At 70.5% G+C, this 21,766-nt stretch carries 17 protein-coding genes, 1 tRNA gene and 3 pseudogenes; 7 read left to right on the top strand and 14 right to left on the bottom strand.

All coding sequences use genetic code 11. The features are described 5' to 3' along the window. Positions 1–313 precede the first annotated feature (313 nt). Positions 314–607, top strand: a complete 294-nt coding sequence (locus ABD211_RS20465) for an antibiotic biosynthesis monooxygenase family protein (RefSeq protein ID WP_344134216.1) — start codon at positions 314–316, stop codon at positions 605–607. Positions 608–609: 2 nt separating this feature from the next. Further along, the gene (locus tag ABD211_RS20460; RefSeq protein ID WP_344134213.1) at positions 610–1,371 is read left to right on the top strand and encodes an alpha/beta hydrolase; all 762 of its coding nucleotides are present in this window, start codon (positions 610–612) and stop codon (positions 1,369–1,371) included. Here ABD211_RS20460 and uvrB read toward each other — a convergent pair. Then, on the bottom strand, positions 1,368–3,476 hold the full coding sequence (uvrB, locus tag ABD211_RS20455) for an excinuclease ABC subunit UvrB (protein ID WP_344134210.1): 2,109 nt from the start codon (positions 3,474–3,476) through the stop codon (positions 1,368–1,370). The genes ABD211_RS20460 and uvrB overlap by 4 nt on opposite strands. 256 nt (positions 3,477–3,732) lie before the next feature. Next, positions 3,733–4,347, bottom strand: a pseudogene (gene coaE, locus ABD211_RS20450) (dephospho-CoA kinase); the annotation flags it as partial. Between the two features lie 66 nt (positions 4,348–4,413). Between coaE and ABD211_RS20445 the strand changes: the two are divergent. Next, a complete protein-coding gene (locus ABD211_RS20445) occupies positions 4,414–5,001 on the top strand; it encodes a hypothetical protein (RefSeq protein WP_344134207.1) in 588 nt (195 codons plus the stop codon). Between the two features lie 199 nt (positions 5,002–5,200). On the opposite strand, the gene rpsA is transcribed toward ABD211_RS20445, so the two are convergent. Both rpsA and ABD211_RS20435 read right to left on the bottom strand, forming a co-directional pair. Then, positions 5,201–6,673 (bottom strand): 30S ribosomal protein S1, encoded by a 1,473-nt coding sequence (gene rpsA / locus ABD211_RS20440; protein WP_344134204.1) that lies wholly within the window; start codon positions 6,671–6,673, stop codon positions 5,201–5,203. A gap of 291 nt (positions 6,674–6,964) precedes the next feature. Then, the gene (locus tag ABD211_RS20435; protein WP_425560470.1) at positions 6,965–7,834 is read right to left on the bottom strand and encodes a class I SAM-dependent methyltransferase; all 870 of its coding nucleotides are present in this window, start codon (positions 7,832–7,834) and stop codon (positions 6,965–6,967) included. A gap of 377 nt (positions 7,835–8,211) precedes the next feature. Between ABD211_RS20435 and ABD211_RS20430 the strand changes: the two genes are divergently transcribed. Further along, entirely contained in the window at positions 8,212–8,775 is a 564-nt protein-coding gene (locus tag ABD211_RS20430; protein ID WP_344134201.1) for a uridine kinase family protein, read from the top strand. A gap of 5 nt (positions 8,776–8,780) precedes the next feature. Here ABD211_RS20430 and polA read toward each other — a convergent pair whose 3' ends face one another. The 7 genes and pseudogenes from polA to ABD211_RS20395 form a co-directional block, all read right to left on the bottom strand. Continuing rightward, complete coding sequence (polA, locus tag ABD211_RS20425; protein ID WP_344134198.1) at positions 8,781–11,465, bottom strand: DNA polymerase I; 2,685 nt, start codon at positions 11,463–11,465, stop codon at positions 8,781–8,783. A 31-nt stretch (positions 11,466–11,496) separates the two neighbouring features. Next, the gene (locus tag ABD211_RS20420; RefSeq protein ID WP_425560469.1) at positions 11,497–12,222 is read right to left on the bottom strand and encodes an ABC transporter ATP-binding protein; all 726 of its coding nucleotides are present in this window, start codon (positions 12,220–12,222) and stop codon (positions 11,497–11,499) included. Then, entirely contained in the window at positions 12,219–13,013 is a 795-nt protein-coding gene (locus tag ABD211_RS20415) for an ABC transporter ATP-binding protein (protein ID WP_344134195.1), read from the bottom strand. The genes ABD211_RS20420 and ABD211_RS20415 overlap by 4 nt, the downstream gene beginning before the upstream one ends. Positions 13,014–13,246: 233 nt before the next feature. After that, a pseudogene (locus ABD211_RS20410) lies at positions 13,247–14,308 on the bottom strand (branched-chain amino acid ABC transporter permease); the annotation flags it as partial. A 2-nt stretch (positions 14,309–14,310) separates the two neighbouring features. Then, positions 14,311–15,282 carry a branched-chain amino acid ABC transporter permease gene (locus tag ABD211_RS20405; protein ID WP_344134189.1) on the bottom strand — a complete coding sequence of 324 codons (972 nt, stop codon included), beginning with the start codon at positions 15,280–15,282 and terminating at the stop codon, positions 14,311–14,313. Positions 15,283–15,471: 189 nt separating this feature from the next. After that, entirely contained in the window at positions 15,472–16,734 is a 1,263-nt protein-coding gene (locus ABD211_RS20400; RefSeq protein ID WP_344134186.1) for a branched-chain amino acid ABC transporter substrate-binding protein, read from the bottom strand. A 391-nt stretch (positions 16,735–17,125) separates the two neighbouring features. Next, entirely contained in the window at positions 17,126–17,746 is a 621-nt protein-coding gene (locus ABD211_RS20395; RefSeq protein WP_344134280.1) for an ANTAR domain-containing response regulator, read from the bottom strand. A gap of 70 nt (positions 17,747–17,816) precedes the next feature. On the opposite strand from ABD211_RS20395, the gene ABD211_RS20390 reads away from it, so the two are divergent. Next, positions 17,817–17,890: transfer RNA gene (locus tag ABD211_RS20390), tRNA-Leu, on the top strand. Positions 17,891–17,914: 24 nt separating this feature from the next. Here the strand turns inward: ABD211_RS20390 and ABD211_RS20385 are convergent. Next, entirely contained in the window at positions 17,915–18,571 is a 657-nt protein-coding gene (locus ABD211_RS20385) for a response regulator transcription factor (RefSeq protein ID WP_344134183.1), read from the bottom strand. Further along, entirely contained in the window at positions 18,568–19,758 is a 1,191-nt protein-coding gene (locus ABD211_RS20380) for a sensor histidine kinase (RefSeq protein WP_344134180.1), read from the bottom strand. The genes ABD211_RS20385 and ABD211_RS20380 overlap by 4 nt, the downstream gene beginning before the upstream one ends. 98 nt (positions 19,759–19,856) lie before the next feature. Between ABD211_RS20380 and ABD211_RS20375 the strand changes: the two are divergent. Further along, positions 19,857–20,501, top strand: a pseudogene (locus tag ABD211_RS20375) (ABC transporter ATP-binding protein); the annotation flags it as partial. Between the two features lie 53 nt (positions 20,502–20,554). Next, positions 20,555–21,319, top strand: a complete 765-nt coding sequence (locus ABD211_RS20370) for a hypothetical protein (RefSeq protein WP_344134177.1) — start codon at positions 20,555–20,557, stop codon at positions 21,317–21,319. A gap of 4 nt (positions 21,320–21,323) precedes the next feature. Here ABD211_RS20370 and ABD211_RS20365 read toward each other — a convergent pair whose 3' ends face one another. After that, positions 21,324–21,743, bottom strand: coding sequence for a PPOX class F420-dependent oxidoreductase (locus ABD211_RS20365; protein ID WP_344134174.1), 420 nt, complete (start codon positions 21,741–21,743; stop codon positions 21,324–21,326). Positions 21,744–21,766: the final 23 nt, after the last annotated feature.

Here is a 21,766-nt window from a genome sequence, read left to right as displayed (position 1 = left end):
CTTCCGCTGCCCGGCGCCGCCCGGCAGCCGACAGGGCCGGGTCCGACCGGCCGGTGCCGATCTCGCCGTGCTGACGACCCTGTCGCGGGGGAGTACTCCCCTCCATGTTGTCTGGACCATTCTTACCCATGAGCACGACTCATCGGCTGTCGGGTGCCATCTTCTCATCACATTGATACCTGCCTGGTCAGAAGTGGTTTGTGAGGTTCCTTCGGCGGGTGCGATGAGAGGATTCAAGGCGACGGAGATCACACCCGTTCCGGGAGCTGGGCCCGCCCCCTTCCGGCGGCGACGGTCATGGCAGGCTGCGGGCATGGTTCTTGAGGTAGCTCTGATCGACGTCACGCCGGGCCAGGAGGACGACTTCGCCGACGCGTACGGCAAGGCCCGCCCGATCCTGGCCGACACCCCCGGCTGCCGGTCCGTGCGCATGACCCGGGGCGTCGAGTCACCGTCGCGGTTCGTGCTCCTGGTCGAGTGGGACTCAGTCGAGGCGCACACCGACAACTTCCGGGCCACGGACCGGTTCGGTCAGTGGCGGGGTCTCATCGGCCCGTACTTCGCCGGGCCGCCGGTCGTCGAGCACTTCACCGACGTACCCGCCTGACAATGGCCGACCTGCGCACCGCGGACGGCGTGGTCCTGTCGGCGCACCACGACCGGGGCCCGTCGACGGACCTGGCGTTCGTGGCGGCGCACGGCTTCACCGGGTCCTGGCGCACGCCCGCGATGCGCCGGGTCGCCGGGGTCCTCGCCGAGACCGGCGGGGTGGTCACCTTCGACTTCCGGGGGCACGGCCGCTCGGGCGGCGCGTGCACGGTCGGCGACCGGGAGATCTATGACGTGGCGGCCGCCGTCGCCTGGGCGCGGTCGCTCGGCTACGCGTCGGTCGCCACGATCGGCTTCTCCATGGGCTCGGCGTGCGTGGTGCGCCACGCGGCCGCCTTCCCGTCGGACGACCTGGTGGCCGTGGCGGCCGTCAGCGGGCCGAGCCGGTGGTACTACCGCGACACCGTGCCCATGCGCCGGCTGCACTGGGTCGTGGAACGGCGCCTCGGCCGGCTCGTCAGCCGCGTCGCGCTGCGCACCCGTGTCTCGTCGGTCGAGTGGCCCGCCGACGACCTGCCGGAGTCGCCCACGGCCGCCGCCGCGCGCATCGCGCCCGTGCCGCTGCTGGTGGTCCACGGCGACGCCGACCGGTACTTCCCCGTCGACCACGCGCACGCCCTGCACGAGGCCGCCGGACCGACCGGCGAACTGTGGATCGAGCCTGGCTACGGCCACGCCGAGAACGCGGCAACCGACGACCTCATCCGCCGCATCGCCACCTGGCTCGCGGCCCGCGACCGGGCCGCTCGCTCCGGCTCCTAGCGGGCGCCCGCGACGTCCATCTGGCGGACCTCCTTCTTCAGCTCCGCGATCTCGTCGCGGATCCGGGCGGCGAGCTCGAACTGCAGCTCGCGGGCCGCCGCCAGCATCTGCTCGGTGAGGTCGGTGATGAGCTGGGCCAGCTCGGCCCGGGCCAAGCCCTCCGTGGGGGCGGAGATCGCGCGCGAACGGGTGCTGCGGGTCTCCTTCACGGGCGCCTTGCCGCGGCTCTGCTGGCGGCCGCTGCCGCCGACCGGCGAGTACTTCTCCTCGCTGTCCTCCGCCTCGCGGTAGATGTCGTCGAGGATGTCGCCGATCTTCTTGCGCAGCGGCTGCGGGTCGACGCCGTTGGCCTCGTTGTAGGCGACCTGCTTCGCGCGCCGGCGGTTGGTCTCCTCGATCGCGTGCGCCATCGACGGGGTGACCTTGTCCGCGTACATGTGGACCTCGCCCGACACGTTACGCGCGGCGCGGCCGATCGTCTGGATCAGCGATGTGCCGCTGCGCAGGAAGCCCTCCTTGTCGGCGTCCAGGATGGACACCAGCGACACCTCGGGCAGGTCGAGGCCCTCGCGGAGCAGGTTGATGCCGACCAGCACGTCGTAGTCGCCCTTGCGCAGCTCGCGCAGCAGCTCCACGCGGCGCAGCGTGTCCACCTCGGAGTGCAGGTAGCGCACGCGGATGGCGTGCTCGAGCAGGTAGTCCGTGAGGTCCTCGGCCATCTTCTTGGTCAGCGTGGTGACCAGGACGCGCTCGTCGCGCTCGGAGCGCACCTTGATCTCGTGCATGAGGTCGTCGATCTGACCCTTGGTCGGCTTCACCACGACCTCCGGGTCGACCAGGCCCGTCGGGCGGATCACCTGCTCGACGAACTCGCCCTGGGTCTGCTCCAGCTCCCACGGCCCCGGCGTCGCCGACAGGTAGACCGACTGGCCGACCCGGTCGCGGAACTCGTCGAAGCGCAGCGGCCGGTTGTCGGCGGCGCTGGGCAGCCGGAAGCCGTGCTCGATCAGGGTGCGCTTGCGGGACGCGTCGCCCTCGTACATGCCGCCTATCTGGGGCACCGTCACGTGCGACTCGTCGATGACGGTGAGGTAGTCGTCCGGGAAGTAGTCGAGCAGGCAGTGCGGGGCGCTGCCCGCCTCGCGGCCGTCGATGTGGCGGGAGTAGTTCTCGATGCCGGAACAGAACCCGACCTGGCGCATCATCTCCAGGTCGTAGCTCGTGCGCATGCGCAGGCGCTGGGCCTCCAGCAGCTTGCCCTGCCGGTCCAGCTCGGCCAGCCGCTCCTCCAGCTCGACCTCGATGTCGGCGATCGCGCGCTCCATCCGCTCCGGGCCCGCCGCGTAGTGCGTGGCCGGGAAGATGAGCAGCTGGTCGACCTCCTTCACCACGTCGCCCGTGAGCGGGTGCAGGTAGTAGAGCTTCTCCACCTCGTCGCCGAACAGCTCGACGCGGATGGCCAGCTCCTCGTACGCCGGGATGATCTCCAGCGTGTCACCGCGGACGCGGAACGTGCCGCGGTTGAACGCCAGATCATTACGGGTGTACTGGATGTCGACGAGGCGGCGGAGCAGCTTGTCGCGGTCCCACTCGGTGCCGACCTGCAGTTTGACCGCGCGCTCGAGGTATTCCTGCGGTGTGCCCAGGCCGTAGATGGCGCTCACCGTCGCGACCACGACCACGTCGCGGCGGGTGAGCAGCGACATCGTCGCGGAGTGGCGCAGCCGCTCGACCTCCTCGTTGATGGAGGAGTCCTTCTCGATGTACGTGTCCGTCTGCGGAATGTACGCCTCGGGCTGGTAGTAGTCGTAGTAGGAGACGAAATACTCCACCGCGTTGTTGGGCAACAGCTCCCGGAACTCGGTGGCCAGCTGGGCCGCGAGTGTCTTGTTGGGAGCCATGACGATGGTGGGCCGCTGCAACCGCTCGATCAGCCACGCGGTCGTCGCGCTCTTGCCCGTGCCGGTCGCGCCGAGCAGCACCGCGTGCCGGTCACCGCGCCGGATCCGGCGCGCCAGCTCGTCAATCGCGGCGGGCTGGTCGCCGGCCGGCTGATAGTCGCTGACCACCTGGAACGTGCCGTCGAGGCGGGGTATCTCGAGCATTCCCCCACGGTACGCCGGGCCACTGACAAGACCGGATTACGGGACGTGCTGATCGCCCCACGGGATTGCGATTGTGCCCGTTGATACCCAACGGTACGGTCGATGCGTAGGCCGCCCGCGGCGGCCGACCGGGTACCCCGACCAGTCTCCACACCGACTCGGTCGACCCGGCGCGAGGGCAGCAGCCCCAGCGACGCACCGCGTCGCCGGAGGGCGCCCCACGCGGATGGGCGCGGTGCGTCATCGCACGCGTTCACCGGCCGCCGCGGGTGGCCCTCGCTCTTGGCACCAGCTCGTCGCGCCAGACCACGTCGACCCGGTCCCGCAGCTGCTCGGGCGTGCCGTCGTTGACGATGACGATGTCAGCCACCGCGCGCCGCGCCGCGTCATCCGCCTGCGCGGCGATGCGCGCCAGCGCCTCCGCCTCCGCCATGCCGCGCTTTCCCGTCAATCGCGCCAGGCGCTGTTCGCGCGGCGCTTCCACCACCACGACCAGCTCGTACCGGTCGGCCAGGTTCGCCTCCACGAGCAGCGGCACGTCGTTGACGACGACCGTGCCGGGTGCCGCCCCGTGGGCGATCTCGGCGGTGCGCGCGCCGACCCGGGGATGGATGATGGCCTCGAGGCGGCGCCGGGCCGCGTCGTCGCCGAACACGCGCCGGGCCAGCGCGGCCCGGTCCACCGCGCCGTCCGCGCCCAGCACGTCCGGGCCGAAGGCCGCGACAACCTCCGCGAGGCCGTCCGTGCCGGGGCCGATCACTTCCCGGGCGAGCTTGTCCGAGTCGATGACGACGGCGCCCAGTTCGGCGAGGCGCGCGGCCACGGCGGTCTTGCCGGCCCCGATCCCCCCGGTCAGTCCGACGAACAGCATGGCGCCAGTCTGGCAGTCCCCGGCGCCCCCCACGCACGCCGCCCAGGCCGTACGCTGCTGCGCACGATGGAGGACGTGATCTCCAACGGTGAACCGGACCGCAGCGACCGGCGCCGGGTGGGCCCGATGCTGCTGATGGTCGTCGCGCTCGCGGCGGTCCTCGGCGTGTGGCACGTGCTCGACGAGCCGGCGGTGCCGTCCAAGGCGGCCACCACGCGACCCGGTGCGAAGGTCGCCGCGTCCCGGGAGGCACCACGGACCGGCACGGCGTGGCCGTACCTGGAGATGGCGGAGGCGATGGCCGCCCGGTGGGAGGCCGACAAGGTGCTCTCCATGCGGGTGGACAGCGGCACGGGCGTGGCCACGGCCGAGGACTGGAACGCCCGCTGGGAGGGTGAGTACCTGGCCTCGATCGTCTGTGTAGGTGAGGGCAGCGTGACCGTGTCGCTGGGCCGCACCCGCGAGGCGACCCGCGAACTCGACGCGGGCGTCCGCGTGTCGTGCACCACCCCGACGGGCGGGCTCGGGAGCGCCCAACTGACCCTGCACCTCGGCTGCCTCTGCGCCCGAGTCGTCCCCGGACCGGAGACCTCCGCCGCGGTAGCGATCGCCGTCCGCCCCGTCCCGCCCGCCGAGATCCTCATCCGCCAATAGCTGCCACTGAGGCCCTGGCGCTGCAAAGGTCGACTTCTGGTCGTTATCGCGGGCCGGACAACCGCCACAGGTCGACTCTTGCCGCGGCGGGGTCGTCGCGGCGGGGTCGTCGCGGCGGGGTCGTCGCGGCGCGCGAAGAGGCCCGGAACGGCGAAGGCCGGCCGGGACAGCGTCCCGACCGGCCTTCGTGCGTACTGCGTCAGATCTTGCCGCCGGCGAGCTTCTCCTTCAGCGCGGCGAGCGCCTCGTCGGTCGCGAGGGTGCCCTGGGGCTCCTCGGCCGGCTTGGCGGGCGCGGCGGTCTGGGTGCTCGTGCTGGCCGGGGCCGCGGGGGCCTCGGCGTCGGCCTGGCGGGCCGTCTGGACCTGCTTGGTGTGGGCCTCCCAGCGCACGCGGGCCTCGGCGTACTGCCGCTCCCACTCCTCGCGCTGCTTGTCGAAGCCGTCGAGCCACTCGCCCGTCTCCGGGTCGAAGCCGTCCGGGTAGACGTAGTTGCCCTCGGCGTCGTACGTCGCGGCCATGCCGTAGAGGGTCGGGTCGAAGTGCTCCTCGCCCTCGACGAAGCCCTCGTTGGCCTGCTTGAGCGACAGCGAGATCCGCCGACGCTCGAGGTCGATGTCGATGACCTTGACCATGACGTCCGAGCCGACCTGCACGACCTGCTCCGGGATCTCCACGTGGCGCTCGGCCAGCTCGGAGATGTGCACCAGGCCCTCGATGCCGTCCTCGACGCGGACGAACGCGCCGAACGGAACGAGCTTGGTGACCTTGCCCGGCACGATCTGCTGGATCGCGTGGGTGCGGGCGAACTGGCGCCACGGGTCTTCCTGGGTCGCCTTCAGCGACAGCGAGACGCGCTCGCGGTCCAGGTCGACGTCCAGGACCTCGACCTCGACCTCCTGGCCGACCTCGACAACCTCGGACGGGTGGTCGATGTGCTTCCAGGAGAGCTCGGAGACGTGCACGAGGCCGTCCACGCCGCCCAGGTCGACGAAGGCGCCGAAGTTGACAATCGAGGAGACGACACCCTTGCGGACCTGCCCCTTGGCGAGCTTGTTGAGGAACTCGCTGCGCACCTCGGACTGCGTCTGCTCCAGGTAGGCCCGGCGGGACAGAACCACGTTGTTGCGGTTCTTGTCCAGCTCGATGATCTTGGCCTCGAGCTCGCGGCCGACGTACGGCTGCAGGTCACGGACACGACGCATCTCGACGAGCGAGGCGGGCAGGAAGCCGCGCAGCCCGATGTCGAGGATGAGGCCACCCTTGACCACCTCGATGACGGAGCCCCGGACCACACCGTCCTCGTCCTTGATCTTCTCGATGGTGCCCCACGCGCGCTCGTACTGCGCACGCTTCTTCGAGAGGATCAGGCGGCCCTCCTTGTCCTCCTTCTGGAGAACCAGGGCCTCGATGTGGTCGCCAACCGAGACGACCTCCGACGGGTCAACGTCGTGCTTGATCGACAACTCGCGCGAGGGAATGACACCCTCGGTCTTGTAGCCGATGTCGAGCAGGACCTCGTCCCGGTCGACCTTGACGACGGTGCCTTCGACAATGTCGCCGTCGTTGAAGTACTTGATGGTCTCGTCGATCGCGGCGAGGAAAGCTTCCTCAGAGCCGATGTCGTCAACGGCGACCTTGCCGCTCGAGATGGTCTCGATGCTGCTCGTCATCTGGGCTGTTGCTCCGGTGAATGTGGGTGTCTAGAAGACTTGAGTGACGCTCGCGGGCCAGCCGCCGCGCATGACTTCCGCAACCACGCTTTGATCACAGGAGTATGGAGACGACCGCGAACCTGCTCCCTGCCGAGGTTGCGGCCCACGAGTGCATCGAGAAGCTTACCCCGCACATGAGCACGTGGTCCAACGTTCCCCCCACCCCAGATGGGGTGCTGTGGCCGATCGGGGCGAAAACGTTATGAATGTCGCCCATGGTCCACGGCGCCGACTCGTCGGATTACGCAGTTACCGCGAATTTCGGGGGTCAAGCTCACATATGAAAATGGCGGTCCCCGGCAGGATACGTCCCCGTAGCGGGCTCCAGCCACCCCAGATTCCGTCGTGCCCCGCGGGCCACTCCGGCTCCACCAGATCCACCAGCCGCAGCCCGGCCCCGACAACGACCCGCACCCAGTCCCCGACCGTCCGGTGGTGCTCGACGTAGCTCGCGACGCCGTCCTCGTCCTGCTCGACGTAGGGCGTCCGGTCGAAGTACGACTGCACCGCCGTGAGCCCGCCCTCGTCCGGGTCGTCGGGGAAGCACCACCGCACCGGGTGGGACACCGAGAACACGAACCTGCCACCCGGCCGCAGCACCCGCGCCACCTCCGCGCAGACGGTTGCGGCGTCCGCGACGAAGGGCAGCGCGCCGTAGGACGAGCACACCGCGTCGAAGCTGGCGTCGCCGAACGGCAGCCGGCTCGCGTCGGCCTGCACGGCCGGCAGGCGCACGCCCGAGCGCTCATCGAGCCGCCGCGAGTGCCACAACTGCCGCGCCGACAGCTCGACGCCGACCGCGTCCGCACCCCGGGCGACGAGCCACCGCCCGCACTGCCCCGCGCCCGCCCCGATCTCCAGCACCCGCTGCCCCGCTACGTCGCCGAGCAGCCGGGCGACGCCCTCATCGAACCCCTCCGGCCCCCAGACGAACCGCACGTCCCCGAGGAACTCCCCGTGCTCGGCCTGGTAGGCATCGGCCGCCGCGTCCCACCACCAGTGATTCGCCCGGACCGTCTCACCCGCCCCGGCGACGCGCCGGGTCACATGCGCGGCATCGTCGGGATAGCTGGGCGCGGGGTCACCGAGATCGCCCGACTCAAGATCCGCGTCAATCACCCCGACATTCTCCCCGAGTACGCCGCACCGCTCCGCGCCACCCGGACAGATCCGGCCCGCCGGGGCCACACGGTTGCGCCCCGTCGCCACATGGGCGCATATGGCGAGCCCGAAGCGCCTGACCCCCGCCAAGAGTGAACATCTGGCGAGCCCAACGCGCCCGCACCCCACCAAGAGTGCACATCTGGCGAGCCTGACACCGCCGGAACCCACCACGAGTGCACATCTGGCGAGCCTGCGCACTCGGGGGCCGCCAAGAGTGCACATGTGGCGACCTGCGGCGACGTGGCGGCGCGGGCCTGGCCGGCAGAGAGGGCGGCGCTGATCTTCCCCGCCCTGGGCGAGCCGACGCACCGCCTAATGACAAGATCGACCATGTGAGTGTCGACGTCGCGTCTCGTATCAGTACGGAGGTGGCCCGACGGCCGGCCGTCAGCGGCATCCGAATCGTCGGCGTCGACGGCCCCGGTGGCGCGGGCAAGAGCCACCTCGCCGCCCGCCTGTCGGAACTGCTGGTGGCGCCGATCATCGCGGTCGACGACTTCGTGTCGTGGGACTGTTTCGCCGGCTGGTGGCCGCGCTTCGACGAGCAGGTGCTCACGTCGCTGCTCGCGGGCCACGACGCCCACTATCAGGCGCGGGACTGGAGCGACTGGTACGGCTCGACGCTGGGCGAGTGGAAGACCCACCCGTGGGCGCCCACCGTGATCGTCGAGGGCGTCACCTGCACCCGGCGGGAGACGGTCGGTCGCCTCGCCTACGCCGTCTGGGTCGACGCGCCGGCGGACGTCCGGCTCGCGCGCGGCCTGGCGCGCGACGCCGCCTTCCCCGGCAGCGACGCGCTCTGGGAGCGCTGGATGCGCGAGGAGGACGCGTTCTTCACCGCTGACGGCACCCGCGACCGGGCGGACATCGTCGTGGACACGAGCACCGTCGCCTGACGGGGTCAGTGGTCGGCGGCGTCCCAGTCGCGGCCCAGGCCGACGGAGACCTCCAGCGGGACGTCGAGCGGGTAGGCGCCGCCCATCTGCTCCCGGACGAGCGCCTCCAGGGCGTCGCGCTCCCCCGGCGCCACTTCGAAGACCAGCTCGTCGTGCACCTGCAGGAGCATGCGCGAGGCCAGCTTCGAGGCGCGCAGGGCCTCGTCGACGCGGAGCATGGCGACCTTGATGATGTCGGCGGCGCTGCCCTGGATCGGGGCGTTGAGCGCCATGCGCTCGGCCATCTCCCGGCGCTGACGGTTGTCGGAGGTGAGGTCGGGCAGGTAGCGCCGGCGGCCCAGCACCGTCTCCGTGTAGCCGTCCAGGCTGGCCTTCGCGACGACGGACTGCAGGTAGTCGCGCACGCCGCCGAAGCGGGAGAAGTAGCCGTCCATCAGGTTGCGCGCCTCCTCGGTCGGGATGGCGAGCTGCTGGGACAGGCCGTAGACGCTCAGGCCGTACGCCAGGCCGTAGTTCATGGCCTTGATGCGGCGGCGCTGCTCGGGGACCACCTGCTCGATCGGGACGCCGAACACCGCCGAGGCGGTCACCGCGTGGAAGTCGGCGCCGGAGCGGAACGCCTCGATGAGCGCCTCGTCGGCCGACAGGTGCGCCATGATGCGCATCTCGATCTGGCTGTAGTCGGCGGTGAGCAGGGTCTCGAAGCCCTCGCTCACGACGAAGGCGCGCCGGATGCGCCGGCCCTCCTCGGTGCGGATGGGCACGTTCTGCAGGTTGGGGTCGGTGCTCGACAGCCGGCCGGTGGCGGCGACGGTCTGGTAGAACGTCGTGTGGATGCGCCCGTCGGGGCTCACCGACTTGAGCAGGCCGTCGACTGTGGACTTGAGCTTGGCCACGTCGCGGTGGCGCAGCAGGTGCTCCAGGACCGGGTGGCCGGTCGTGGCGAACAGGCTCTGCAGCGCCTCGGCGTCGGTCGTGTACCCCGTCTTGATCTTCTTGGTCTTGGGGAGGTCCAGCTCGCCGAAGAGGATCTCCTGCAGCTGCTTGGGCGAGCCGAGGTTGAACTCCCGCCCCACCACCGCGTACGCCGCCTGGGCCGCGGACTTCACCTCGGCCGCGAAGTTGGCCTCCAGCTCGGACAGGTAGTGGGTGTCGGCGCCGATGCCGGCCGCCTCCATCGCGGCGAGCACGTCGACGAGGGGCTGCTCCACCTCGGCGAGCAGCCGGGCCGAGGAGCCGCCGTCGCGGTCGAGCTCGGCGCGCAGCGCGTCGGCGAGGTCGAGGGTGGCCCGGGCGCGCAGCATGAGCACCCGCTCCGCGTCGCCGTCGAGGCCGAGCCCGTCGAGGGTCGGCTGGGCGTGGTCGGCCTCCTCCACCCGCAGCTCGCGCTGCAGGTAGCGCAGCGCCAGGTCGACCAGGTCGTAGGACCGCTGGTCGGGGCGGGCCAGGTAGGCGGCGAGCGCCGTGTCGGTGGCGACGCCGCGCAGCTGCCAGCCGTGCGCGGCGAAGGCCAGCAGCGCGGGCTTGCTGTCGTGCAGCACCTTGGGCCGGGCCGGGTCGGCGAGCCAGGCGGCCACGGCGGCGTCGTCGGCCTGGTCGAGCGTCGTCGGGTCGAACCAACCCGCCGGGCCGTCGGCCGTGGCGACGGCCACCCCGGTCAGCGCGCCCGTGCCGCGGCCGAACGTGCCGGTGACCGCCACGCCCACCGGCACGCCGGCGGGGGCGTGGGTGGTCAGCCAGCCGGCGACCGCCCCGGCGCCAAGCAGCTCCCCGGCCAGGTCGAAGCCCGCCTCGGCCTCCGGCTCGACCGCGTCCAGGTACTGGTAGAGCCGGTCGCGGAGGATGCGGAACTGCAGCGCGTCGAAGACCTCATGCACCGCCTCGCGGTCCCACCCGTGCCAGGTCAGGTCGGCCGGGCCGAGCGGCAGCTCAAGGTCGTCGACGAGCCGGTTGAGCTCGTAGTTGCGCAGCACGCCGGCCAGGTGGGCGCGGACGTTCTCGCCGGCCTTGCCCTTGATCTGGTCGACGCCGGCGACGAGGCCGTCGAAGTCGCCGAACTGGGTGAGCCACTTGGCGGCGGTCTTCTCCCCCACGCCCGGCACGCCGGGCAGGTTGTCGCTGCTCTCGCCGACCAGCGCGGCGATGGCCCGGTAGTGCTCGGGGGCCACCCCGTAGCGGGCGGTCACCGCCGCCGGGTCCATCCGGACGACCTCGGACACGCCACGCTTCGGGTAGATGACCGTGCATTTGTCCGTGACGAGCTGGAACGTGTCGCGGTCGCCGGTGCTGATCAGCACCTCCATGCCCGCCTCGCAGCCCTGCCGGGCCAGCGTGGCGATCACGTCGTCCGCCTCGTATCCCTCCTTCTCGATGACGGGGATACGCAAGGCGGCGAGGACCTCCTGGACAAGGCTGACCTGGCCCTTGAAGTCCGAGGGCGTCTCGGACCGGGTCGCCTTGTATTCCGGGTAGACCTCGGTGCGGAACGAGCGGCGCGACACGTCGAAGGCCACCGCGATATGGGTGGGCTTCTCGTCCCGCAACGCGTTGATCAACATCGAGGTGAAGCCGTACACCGCGTTGGTCGGCTGGCCCGTACTCGTGGAGAAGTTCTCCACGGGCAGGGCGAAGAAGGCTCGGTAGGCCAGCGAGTGTCCGTCGACCAGCAGCAGTCTCGGCTTATCAGTCACGGGCCTACCCTAGCCCTCACGTCCGACGTTATTAGCCGCCCAGGTAGGCCTTCACGATGGCGTCATCCTGACGGAGTTCGGCAGCCGAGCCGGCCATCTTGAGCGACCCCGACTCGAGCACGTAGGCCCGGTCGGCGATGCTCAGCGCGGCCAGCGCGTTCTGCTCCACGACCAGCACCGTGGTGCCCTGCTCGCGGATCGTCTTGATCGTGTCGAAGATCAGATCCACGAGTACGGGCGCCAGACCCATCGACGGCTCGTCCAGCAGCAGCAGCTTCGGGCGGGCCATGAGCGCCCGGGCGACGGCCAGCATCTGCTGCTCGCCGCCGGACATGGTGCCCGCCTTCTGACCGATGCGCTCCCGCAGCCGCGGGAACAGCTCGAGCATCCGCTCCTTGTCAGCCGCGATCTCCGCCTTGTCCTTGCGCAGGAACGCGCCGAGGTCGAGGTTCTCGGCCACGGACATCTTGGGGAAGATGCGCCGACCCTCGGGCGACTGGGCGATGCCCAGCCCGACGATGTCGTGCGCGCTGACCCCGTCGATGCGTCGGCCCAGGAAGGTCACGCTGCCTTTGCGGGGCTTGAGCAGACCCGAGATGGTGCGCAGGGTGGTCGACTTGCCGGCGCCGTTCGAGCCGACCAGCGTGACGATCTCACCCTGGTTGACCTCGATCGATACGCCCTTCACCGCGGCGATGTTGCCGTAGTAGACGTGGATGTCGTTCAGCGCGAGCATCGGCTGCCTCAGGATCGTCATGCGCCACCCTCCTTCGCCGCGCTGCCCAGGTACGCCTCGATGACCCGGTCGTTGGTGCGGATGTCCTCGGGCGTGCCCTCGGCGATCTTCTGACCCCGGTCGAGCACCGTGATGTGCTCGGACACCCGCATGACCACGCTCATGTCGTGCTCGATGAGCAGGATCGACAGGTCCTTCTCGCTGCGGACCCGGTGCACGAACTCGGTGAACTGCGCCGACTCGCGCGGGTTCATGCCGGCGGTCGGCTCGTCGAGGAGCAGCACCTTCGGCCTGAGCGCCAGCGCCCGGGCCACCTCGAGGCGACGCTGGTCGCCGTACGAGAGATTGCGGGCGTACTCCCCGGCGGTCTTGCCGATACCGACGAAGTCCAGCAGTTCCAAGGCGGTGTCGTGGGCAGCCCTCTCCTCGCGGCGCTGGCGGGGGGTGCGCAGCACCGTGCCGAAGATGCCCGACTTCAGGTGGCTGTGCATCGCCACCTTGACGTTCTCCTCGGCCGTCATGAGACCGAACAGGCGGATGTTCTGGAACGTGCGGGCCATGCCGAGATCGGCCACCTTGTGCGGCGGCAGGCCGGTGATGTCCCGGCCGCTCAGGACGACCCGCCCGGCGGCCAGCTTGTACAGGCCCGTGAGCGCGTTGAAGAAGGTGGTCTTGCCGGCGCCGTTGGGGCCGATGAGGCTGACCACGCCGCCCTTCGGCACCGTGAAGTCCACACCGTTGACGGCGATCAGACCGCCGAACTGGACCTTGATCTGCTCGGCCTGGAGCGCCGGCTGTACCGCGGCGGTCATGACCGCTTCCCTTCATTCGTGCTGTCGCCCGCGACCTCGATCTCGGGCAGTGCGTCCAGCTCGGGCGCGGGCGCCTCCAGATCGGCGCCGAGCGCCTCGGCCTCCGTGCGGCCTGGCTCGCGCAGGACCAGGCGGGTGCGCGCCTCGGGCAGGATGCCTTCGCGCCGGAAGAGCATCATCAGCACCAGCGTCGCGCCGAAGATGAGGAAGCTCCAGCTCGGGAAGTTGATGTTGGTGTCGAACGTCTCGTTGATCGCGTTCCCGGCCTGGGGCAGGCCCGTGGAGTTCACCCACGAGATCAGCAGGGCACCGATGATCACGCCCCAGACGTTGCCCATGCCGCCGAGGACCACCATCGCGAGCAGGATGATCGAGATGGAGAAGTTGAACCGGTCGGGCAGCACGCCGTTGATCAGGATGGCGAAAGCCGCGCCGCCGATGCCGCCGGCGACCGCGCCGATCCCGTACGCCGACAGCTTGGTGCGCATCAGCGGCACACCCATCGCGCTGGCCGCCAGCTCGTCCTCGCGGATCGCCAGCCAGGCCCGACCGAGCCTGCCCTCGCGCAGCCGCAGCGACACGAAGACGATGACCGCCACGAACACCACGAAGATCACGTACTTCGACAGGTGGTCGAAGACGCCGAGGTCGCGGAACCCGACGCCCTCCTTGTCGAAGGCGACCGCCGGCACCGGGTCGGCGGGCAGGATGCCCTTGGTGCCGTTGGTGAGGTTGAAGCCCCACAGGTCGTCGCCGTTGTAGAAGATCTGCGGGATGATCTCGCCGAAGCCGAGGGTGACCAGCGCCAGGTAGTCGCTGCGCAGCCGCAGCGTCGGGGCGCCGATGAGGACGCCGAAGGCGGCACAGATGAGGCCGGCGAGAATCAGCACGAACCAGAAGTTGAAGTGCAGGCCGCGGGCCGTCTCCGGGCCTGTGCCCAGGACGTGCACGTTCCACTGCTGGAAGAACGCGGACATGAACCAGCCGACCGTGTAGCCGCCGATCGCCCAGAAGGCGACGAAGCCGAGGTCGAGCAGGCCGGCGTAACCGACGACGACGTTGAGGCCGAGGGCGCACATGACCCACACCAGCGACTCGTTCATCGAGGCGATCGACAGCCAGCGCTGCACCCACGCCTTGAAGTCGGGGTCAACGGGGCCGTAGTACACGAAGTAGTACAGCGCGAAAAGCGCCAGGGCGGCGATGAGGAAGCCGACCGGCCAGCGGGCCGAGTGCGGCAGGGAGAAGCCCTTACGGGGCTTCTGCGGCATGACGGACATGGTCTCGCTGCTCACGGCTACACCTTCTCCCCGACCGTACTGCCCAGCAGACCCGTCGGCCGGAACACCATCACGAGGATGAGGATGGCGAAGACGACGGTGTTGGACCAGTCCTGGCCGAGCCCGACGCTGTCGTTGAGGCCCTGGATGAGGCCGATGAGCACGCCGCCGAGCACGGCGCCCGTCAGGTTGCCGATGCCGCCGAGCACGGCCGCCGTGAACGCGTAGAGACCCAGCTGGAAGCCGAGGTCGTAGCGGGTGGTGCCGATCGTCTGCTGCCACATCACGCCGGCGACACCCGCCAGCGCGCCGCCGATCGCGAACGTGAAAGAGATGATCCGGTTGACGTTGACGCCCATCAGGCGGGCCGCGTCCTGGTCCTGCGCGGTGGCCCGCATGGCCTTGCCCGCCCGGGTCTTCGTGACGAGCCAACTGAGCAGGAGCAGCACCGGAATGGTCACGGCGAGGACGACGAAGAACGTGTACTTGATCTCGACGCCGCCGATGTGCAGCGCGCCCGTCGGCAGCAGGCTCGGCCAGCCGCTCTTCTGCATCGAGCCGTTCCACTTCAGGCCGACGAACTGCAGGATGAAGCTCATGCCGACCGCGGTGATGAGCGGCGCCAGTTTGGGCGCCCGCCGGAGTCGTCGGTAGGCGAGGAACTCGATGCTCACGTTGATGCCGGCGCAGAACGCGGCCGTGGCGATCAACGCGAACAGGAACGCGAGCCAGCCGAGCGCGCTCACCTGGGTCACCGTCTGGCTGAGCACGGTCACGAGCATGAACCCGCTGAACAGGGTGCCGAGCATGAACAGGTCGCCGTGGGCAAAGTTGATCAGCTCAATGATGCCGTACACCAGGGTGTAGCCGAGCGCGATGAGAGCGTAGAGCGCGCCATTGCTGAGACCGGCGACCGCCGAGGAGAAGACCAGCACCGGCTCGGTGACCAGCTTCCAGCCGAGCCATAGAGCCGCGAGGCCCAAAATCACGATTACCGCTGCCCAGTAGCCGTACGTCCGGATCTGTAATCCCAGACGTGGGCGCGGGTCCGCGGCCACAGATGATGTCACGGGGTTGCTCCTACGTTCACGCCGGCGAGGGGTGGTGCCGGGACAGGCGCTTCCGGTGCGGCGCCCCCGGGAAGGGGACGCCGCACCGGTCGCATGGGTGACTGTTTGTCAGGGAAGCGGCCAGGGCTTGACGAACTTCTCCGCGCCGGCGGTCATCTGCAGGACCGAGAGGTCGCGCACGTTGATGTCACCGGTGGCGGGGTCGATCTTCAGGTCCTTGCCCAGCACCGCGTCGGCGGCGCTGATGCTGATGCCAGCACCCGAGAAGACCTGGGCGTTCACGCTCTTGCGCGTGCCGTCCGACTTCTCGATCGCGGCCAGGATCACCTGCAGGGCCTGCACGCCGTAGAGGACGTACGAGCTGGCCGGGTCCTTGCCGTACTTGGCCTTGTAGTCCTCGAGGAGCTTGGAGCCCTTGCCGCCGGCGGCCTTGAGCTGCGAGGCGTCGAGGCCCGCGAAGGTGAGGTAGGTGCCCTCGCCCGCCGGGAGCTTCTGGAAGTCCTCGTAGCCGGTGAAGCCGTCGGGGCCGATCAGCTTGACGGCGCCCTTGTTGTCGCCGAGGACGGCGACCTTGTCCTTGACCAGCTGGCCACCGTTGTTGTCGTAGATGCCGCCCAGGTAGACGCAGTCGGCGCCGGCCGACTTGATCTTCTGCATGAGGGCGGTGTAGTTCGACGCCTTGAAGTCCCACGCGTCGTTGCCGAGCACCTGGATGCCCTGCTTGGCGGCCTCGTCGGCGAACGCCTTCGCGACACCCTGACCGTAGGTCTGGTTGTCGTTGAGGACGAAGCACTTCTTGACCTGCAGGTCCTTGGCGGCGAACTGCGCCGCGGCCGCGCCCTGGTAGTCGTCAGTGGTGATGACGCGGGCGTAGCTGCGGGTGCCCGACGGGAAGAACTTCTCCGGCTCGCCCGGCTCCCACGCCTTGGTCAGACCCGGGTTGGTGTTCGCGTGCGACACCATCAGCAGCGGGCCGTCGGGGGCCTGGTTCAGCGTGCCGACCTGCAGCTTGGCGCAGCCCGAGTTGTACGTGCCCATGACCGCGACCTCGTTGGCGTTGGCGACGTGGTCGCCAGCGTTCTTGGTGCAGGTCGCGTCGTCCCAGCCGCCCTTGGCAGCGGTCGAGTCGTCATACTTCTGGAGCTTGACCTTGTAGCTGCCGGCCTTGTTCCCGATCTGGTCCAAGTACAGCTGCATCGCGTTGAACGTCGTCTCGGAGGTGTCGGCCGACGCGCCCTGGAAGGGCAGGTCGACGCCGATGATCAGCTCCTTCTCCGTCGTGCCGCCGCCGGTCTCGTCGCCGCTGGCACAACCGGCCGCCACGATAGCGACGGCGCCGAGCATCGCTACGGCCTTCAACCGCCTGTTCATCCGATTCCTCTCCTCGTCCTACGCCGGCATGGCCGGTGTTGGTGCTGCCGACCAGCTGGTCGCGTGTGCGCGCCGGGCCGACGGGGTCCGATCCTTCATCCGGGAGATTTCCTCAGCGTTTCCGCCGGGCCACTTCATGATCACAGGGACGCGTAACACCCCACGACGATCGCGGTCCTCCTGTCCGGTTTCGTGCCCTGCCGGCGAGCCGCGAGCAAGCCTCGCTGCCGCGTCGTGCGGCGAACGTAAGCTGCGTCACAAGGGGTGTCAAGCCTGGCGAGCGGCCCATTAGGCAATATCAACCAAGCCGTGACACAGCTGTGGCCGAGGTGACGCGTCACCTCGGCCACAGCTGGACAAAATTCGGGCTATCGGGGCCCGGACCGCACGATCACTGACCTTGGGCGCCGGAACCGGGAAGATCCTCGGCGAGGATGCGGTCCGCCACCTCGCGCATGGTCATCCGGTGGTCCATCGCCGTGCGCTGGATCCACTTGAAGGCGTCAGGCTCGTTCATGGCGTACGCGATCATGAGTTTGCTCTTGGCGCGCTCGACCGCCTTGCGCGTCTCCAGTCGGTCGGTGAGCGACGCGACCTCGGCCTCCAACGCGGCCACCTCGGCGAACCGGGACAGCGCCACCTCGATGGCCGGCACCAGGTCGGTCTTCTGGAAGGGCTTCACCAGGTACGCCATCGCACCGGCGGTGCGCGCCCGCTCGACCAGGTCGCGCTGGCTGAACGCGGTGAGGATGACGACCGCGGCCAGCCGGGGGCCGGCGATCTTCTCGGCGGCCGCGAGGCCGTCCATGATCGGCATCTTGATGTCCAGGATGACAAGATCGGGACGCAGCTCCTCGGCGAGCTTGACGGCGGTCTCTCCGTCGCCGGCCTCGCCGACGACGTCGTAGCCCTCCTCAACGAGCATCTCGCGCAGGTCCAGGCGGATCAGCGCCTCGTCCTCGGCGATGAGCACCCGACGGCTCTGCACCTCGGTCACGCGTACCCCCAGCATCAAGATCATGTCGTCGGCCTCGGGTTGATGCCGGTGCGCTTAGACTAACGGTTACGCTATGGCGACCCGCGTCCCCGTATCCCAATCGGCAGAGGAACGGAGCTCAAACCTCCGACAGTGTGGGTTCAAATCCCACCGGGGACACTTTTGCCTCACCTTTTCGGACACTCACCTGCGACGCGCGTCACCCGCGTCGCGCGCCAACAGGGCCGCCTGGACCCGGTTTGCGCAGCCCAGCTTGGTCAGGACGCGGCTCACGTAGGTCTTGATGGTCGTCTCGGTGGCGTGCAGGCGCTGCCCGATCTGGGCGTTCGACAGGCCCTCGGCCAACAGCCCCAGCACCTCGGCCTCGCGCGGGCTCAGCGCGGCGAGGCGGGCCGACGCGACCCGGCGGCGGTCGGGATCGGTCGGGGTGACCCGCTCGATGACCGCCCGCGTCACGGCCGGCGCGAGGTAGACCTCGCCCCGGTGGGCCGCGCGGACCGCGCCGATCAGCTCGTCGGGCGCGCAGTTCTTGAGGATGAAGCCGGCGGCGCCGGCCTGCACGGCGCGCAGCACGTACTCGTCGACGCCGAACGAGGTCAGCATGACGACCCGCAGTTCGGGCATCCAGCGGCGCAGTTCGGCGAGGGCGCCGAGGCCGTCGAGGTCGGGCATCCGGATGTCGAACAGCGCTACGTCGACCCGGTGGGCGAGCGCGGCGGTGACGGCGGCACGCCCGTCACCGGCCTCGGCCACCACGGACATGTCGCCCGCCGACGCGAGGACGGTGGCGATGCCGGCCCGGATCAGCGGCTCGTCGTCGGCAACCAGGACCCGGATCACCCGCCGACCCCGACCATCATGCCGGCGGGCAGGAGCAGCAGCATGAGCGCGGCGGCAACGACGCCGACGACAAGCCCGCGCCCGGAGCTGACCTCCGGCTCGTCCACCTCGACGTCGCCCGGCAGCATCGCGAAGAGCCGGAACTCGCCGCCGTCCCGCCGATGGTCGAGCACGCCGCCGGCGGCGCCGACCCGCTCCGCCAGACCGGCGATGCCGTGCCCGGTCGCGCCGCCGGCCGGCGGGCCGGGCGGGACCGGGTTGGCCACCGTGACCAGCAGCGCGTCTGGCTCCCAGGTCAGCGACACCGTGACCGGGCTGCCGGGCGCGTGCTTGGCGACGTTCGTCAGACCCTCCTCGACCACCCGGTACGCCGCGTGCGACGCCCCGTCCGGCAGCGCGCGGGGCGGGCCGGCGTCCCGCCGCGTCACCGGCTGACCAGCCGCGCGGAACCGGTCGACCAGCCCGTCGACCGCGCCGATGCCGGGCGCCGGGGCGTCCTCGCCGGTGCGCAGCGTGGCGACCACCTCGTTCAGCTCGGCCATCGCGGCCCGCGCCGACGCGGCCAGCTGGGTCACGGCCGCCCGCTGCGCCGGCGGCAGCGGACCGACCTCCAGGGCGGCGGCCTGCACGGACACCAGGCTGAGCCGGTGGCCGAGCGAGTCGTGCATGTCGCGGGCGATGCGCACCCGCTCGCGCAGCCGGGCCTGCTCGGCGAGCGCGTCGCGGCGCCAGCGCAGGTGCCGGTTCTCCCGGTCCAACGTGGACACGAGCCGCTCATGCTGGGCCAGGTAGCGCCCGACCAGCATCGGCAGGGCCACGAACGCCACAAACCCGAACACGTGCTGGGCCACGACGTCGGGCTCAGCCGACCGGACCAGGGCACCGGCGCCGAGCCCGCCGAGCGCCGCGCCGGCCGCCATCGCGGTGCCCCGACGGGTCAGCGTGGCCCGGCCGGTGCGGTAGGCCGCCCACAGCAGCAGCACGTGACCCTGGCCGGTGAGAACCCAGGCGCCCTGCGCGACGACAAACGCGACAAGTGGCCGGCGGTGCCCCGCCCACAGCACCGCGACGAGGGCCGTCGCGCCCGCCGCGAGGGCCCACCAGGGCGGCCGCAGCGTGGTCGCGGTGGCCGCCACGAGCAGCGCCTGCACCAACCCGACGACGACGGTGACCAGGTAGCGACGCATGGAGCCAGGCTACGTGGCGACGCTGTCAACTTTGGAGGACAAGGGCTGCCACCGTTGGCGGGCAGAGCCCGCGCGACCCTCTCCGTAGCGTCGACCCGGTGATCGAAGCACACAACCTCACCAAAAGGTACGGGCGGCAACAGGCCGTCGACGGGCTGACCTTCACGCTCCGTCCCGGCCAGGTCACCGCGTTCCTGGGGCCGAACGGGGCCGGCAAGTCCAGCACCCTCCGGATGATCGTCGACCTGGACCGGCCCGACGCCGGGTACGCGCGCGTCGGCGGGCGCCGCTACCGGGACCTGCCGCACCCGCTGCGCGAGGTCGGCGTCCTGCTGGAGGCCCGGGCGGCGCACCGGGGCCGCAGCGCGGTCAACCACCTGCGCTGGCTGGCGCGCACGCAGGACATCCCCGCGGCACGCGTACCGGAGGTATTGGATCTTGTGGGGCTGGGCGACGCGGCCCGGCGGCGGGTGGGCGGGTTCTCGCTCGGCATGACGCAACGCCTCGGGCTGGCGGTGGCCCTGCTCGGCGACCCGGGGGTGCTACTGCTCGACGAACCGCTCAACGGCCTCGACCCGGAGGGCATCCGCTGGCTGCGCACGCTCCTGCGCGACCTGGCGGACGAAGGGCGCACGGTGTTCGTCTCCAGTCACCTCATGAGCGAGACGGCCCTGCTCGCCGATCATCTGATCGTCATCGCGCGCGGCCGACTGCTCGCCGACGCCACGGTCAAGGAGTTCGTGGCCGACCAGCCGTCGCTGGAGGACGCGTTCCTGCGCACCCTGGAGGGGGCACGATGAGGGCCGTCGTCGCCGCCGAGCTGGCGAAGATCCGCACCGTCCGGTCGACCCTCGCGACCCTGGCGCCCGCGCTGTTCGTGGCCATCGGCCTCGCGTGGCTGCTGGGCTTCGCGTGGCGACCCGCGAAGCTGCCCGGGGACATGCGGGAGCACTTCGACCCGCTGTTCCCCGCCTTCTACGGGCTGACCCTGGCCCAGCTGCCCATGGTCGTGTTCGGCGTGCTCGCGGTCGGGTCCGAGTACGGCTCCGGGATGATCCGGGCGTCGCTGCTCGCGGTGCCCCGCCGGGGACGGTTCTATGCCGCGAAGGTGCTGGCCACGGCGGTGCCGCTGGCCGTGGTCGCGGTGGTGTGCGCGCTCGGCGACCTCCTCGCCTCGCAGGCGGCGCTCGGTGACGCCGGCGTCACGCTGGCGTCGCCGGGCGCGGCGGGCGCCGTCGCGGGGGCGACGCTGCACCTGTTGCTCATCGGGCTGTTCGCGGTCGGGATCGCCACGATGCTGCGCGGCTCCGTCCGTACTCTCGCGGTGTTGTTGCCGTTGTTCTTCCTCGGGTCACAGGGCCTGGGGAATGTGCCCGGCATCAGGGTCGTCACGCAGTACCTGCCCGACCAGGTCGGGTGGGTGGTCATGCACCTGACCCAGCCGGGCAGCGCCGACTTCGGGCGCGACTACGGGCCGTGGACGGGGATCGGCATCCTCGCGGGGTGGGCCGCTGCGGCGGTGCTCGGCGGGTATCTGGTGCTGCGGCGGCGCGACGCGTGAGAGGTCAGTCGGTGAGGTCGGCCATCGCGGTGACGCGCTCGACCCGCAGCCGCACGAGCAGCTCGCCGGGCACCGCGTTGCGGGCGCCGAAGGCCTCACCGGCCCCCTCACCCATGTAGCGGACGCCGATCCGGGTCGCCCAGTGCCGCATCTCGGTGAGGTCCCCGCTGAGCGTGGCCCGCCCGCGCAGCATGACGAACGCGAACGGCGGGTGCTCGTCGTCGACACACAGCGCGGCCCGGTCGTCGCGGGCCAGCCGGCGGCCCTTCGCGGACTCCCTTCCGGTGGTGAAGAGCACGTCGTCGCCGTCGAGGACGAACCAGACGGGAACCACGTGCGGCGGACCCGCCGTGGCGAGCTTGCCGGTGCGGGTGCCCTCGGACACGAACGCACGCCACTGCGCGTCGGTCATCGTCTGTGCCATGCGGACAGTCTGCCGCGCCGGTA

It is taken from the genome of Luedemannella flava, assembly GCF_039528515.1.
GTDB classification, from domain to species: domain Bacteria; phylum Actinomycetota; class Actinomycetes; order Mycobacteriales; family Micromonosporaceae; genus Luedemannella; species Luedemannella flava.
This window is presented reverse-complemented; position numbering and strand designations above follow the sequence as displayed.

Coding starts and splice junctions, on each gene's coding strand:
- ABD211_RS20465 (WP_344134216.1), top strand. CDS start 314: ATGGTTCTTGAGGTAGCTCTGATCGACGTCACGCCGGGCCAGGAGGAC.
- ABD211_RS20460 (WP_344134213.1), top strand. CDS start 610: ATGGCCGACCTGCGCACCGCGGACGGCGTGGTCCTGTCGGCGCACCAC.
- uvrB (WP_344134210.1), bottom strand. CDS start 3,476: ATGCTCGAGATACCCCGCCTCGACGGCACGTTCCAGGTGGTCAGCGAC.
- ABD211_RS20445 (WP_344134207.1), top strand. CDS start 4,414: ATGGAGGACGTGATCTCCAACGGTGAACCGGACCGCAGCGACCGGCGC.
- rpsA (WP_344134204.1), bottom strand. CDS start 6,673: ATGACGAGCAGCATCGAGACCATCTCGAGCGGCAAGGTCGCCGTTGAC.
- ABD211_RS20420 (WP_425560469.1), bottom strand. CDS start 12,222: ATGACGATCCTGAGGCAGCCGATGCTCGCGCTGAACGACATCCACGTC.
- ABD211_RS20415 (WP_344134195.1), bottom strand. CDS start 13,013: ATGACCGCCGCGGTACAGCCGGCGCTCCAGGCCGAGCAGATCAAGGTC.
- ABD211_RS20400 (WP_344134186.1), bottom strand. CDS start 16,734: ATGAACAGGCGGTTGAAGGCCGTAGCGATGCTCGGCGCCGTCGCTATC.
- ABD211_RS20395 (WP_344134280.1), bottom strand. CDS start 17,746: ATGCTGGGGGTACGCGTGACCGAGGTGCAGAGCCGTCGGGTGCTCATC.
- ABD211_RS20380 (WP_344134180.1), bottom strand. CDS start 19,758: ATGCGTCGCTACCTGGTCACCGTCGTCGTCGGGTTGGTGCAGGCGCTG.
- ABD211_RS20370 (WP_344134177.1), top strand. CDS start 20,555: ATGAGGGCCGTCGTCGCCGCCGAGCTGGCGAAGATCCGCACCGTCCGG.
- ABD211_RS20365 (WP_344134174.1), bottom strand. CDS start 21,743: ATGGCACAGACGATGACCGACGCGCAGTGGCGTGCGTTCGTGTCCGAG.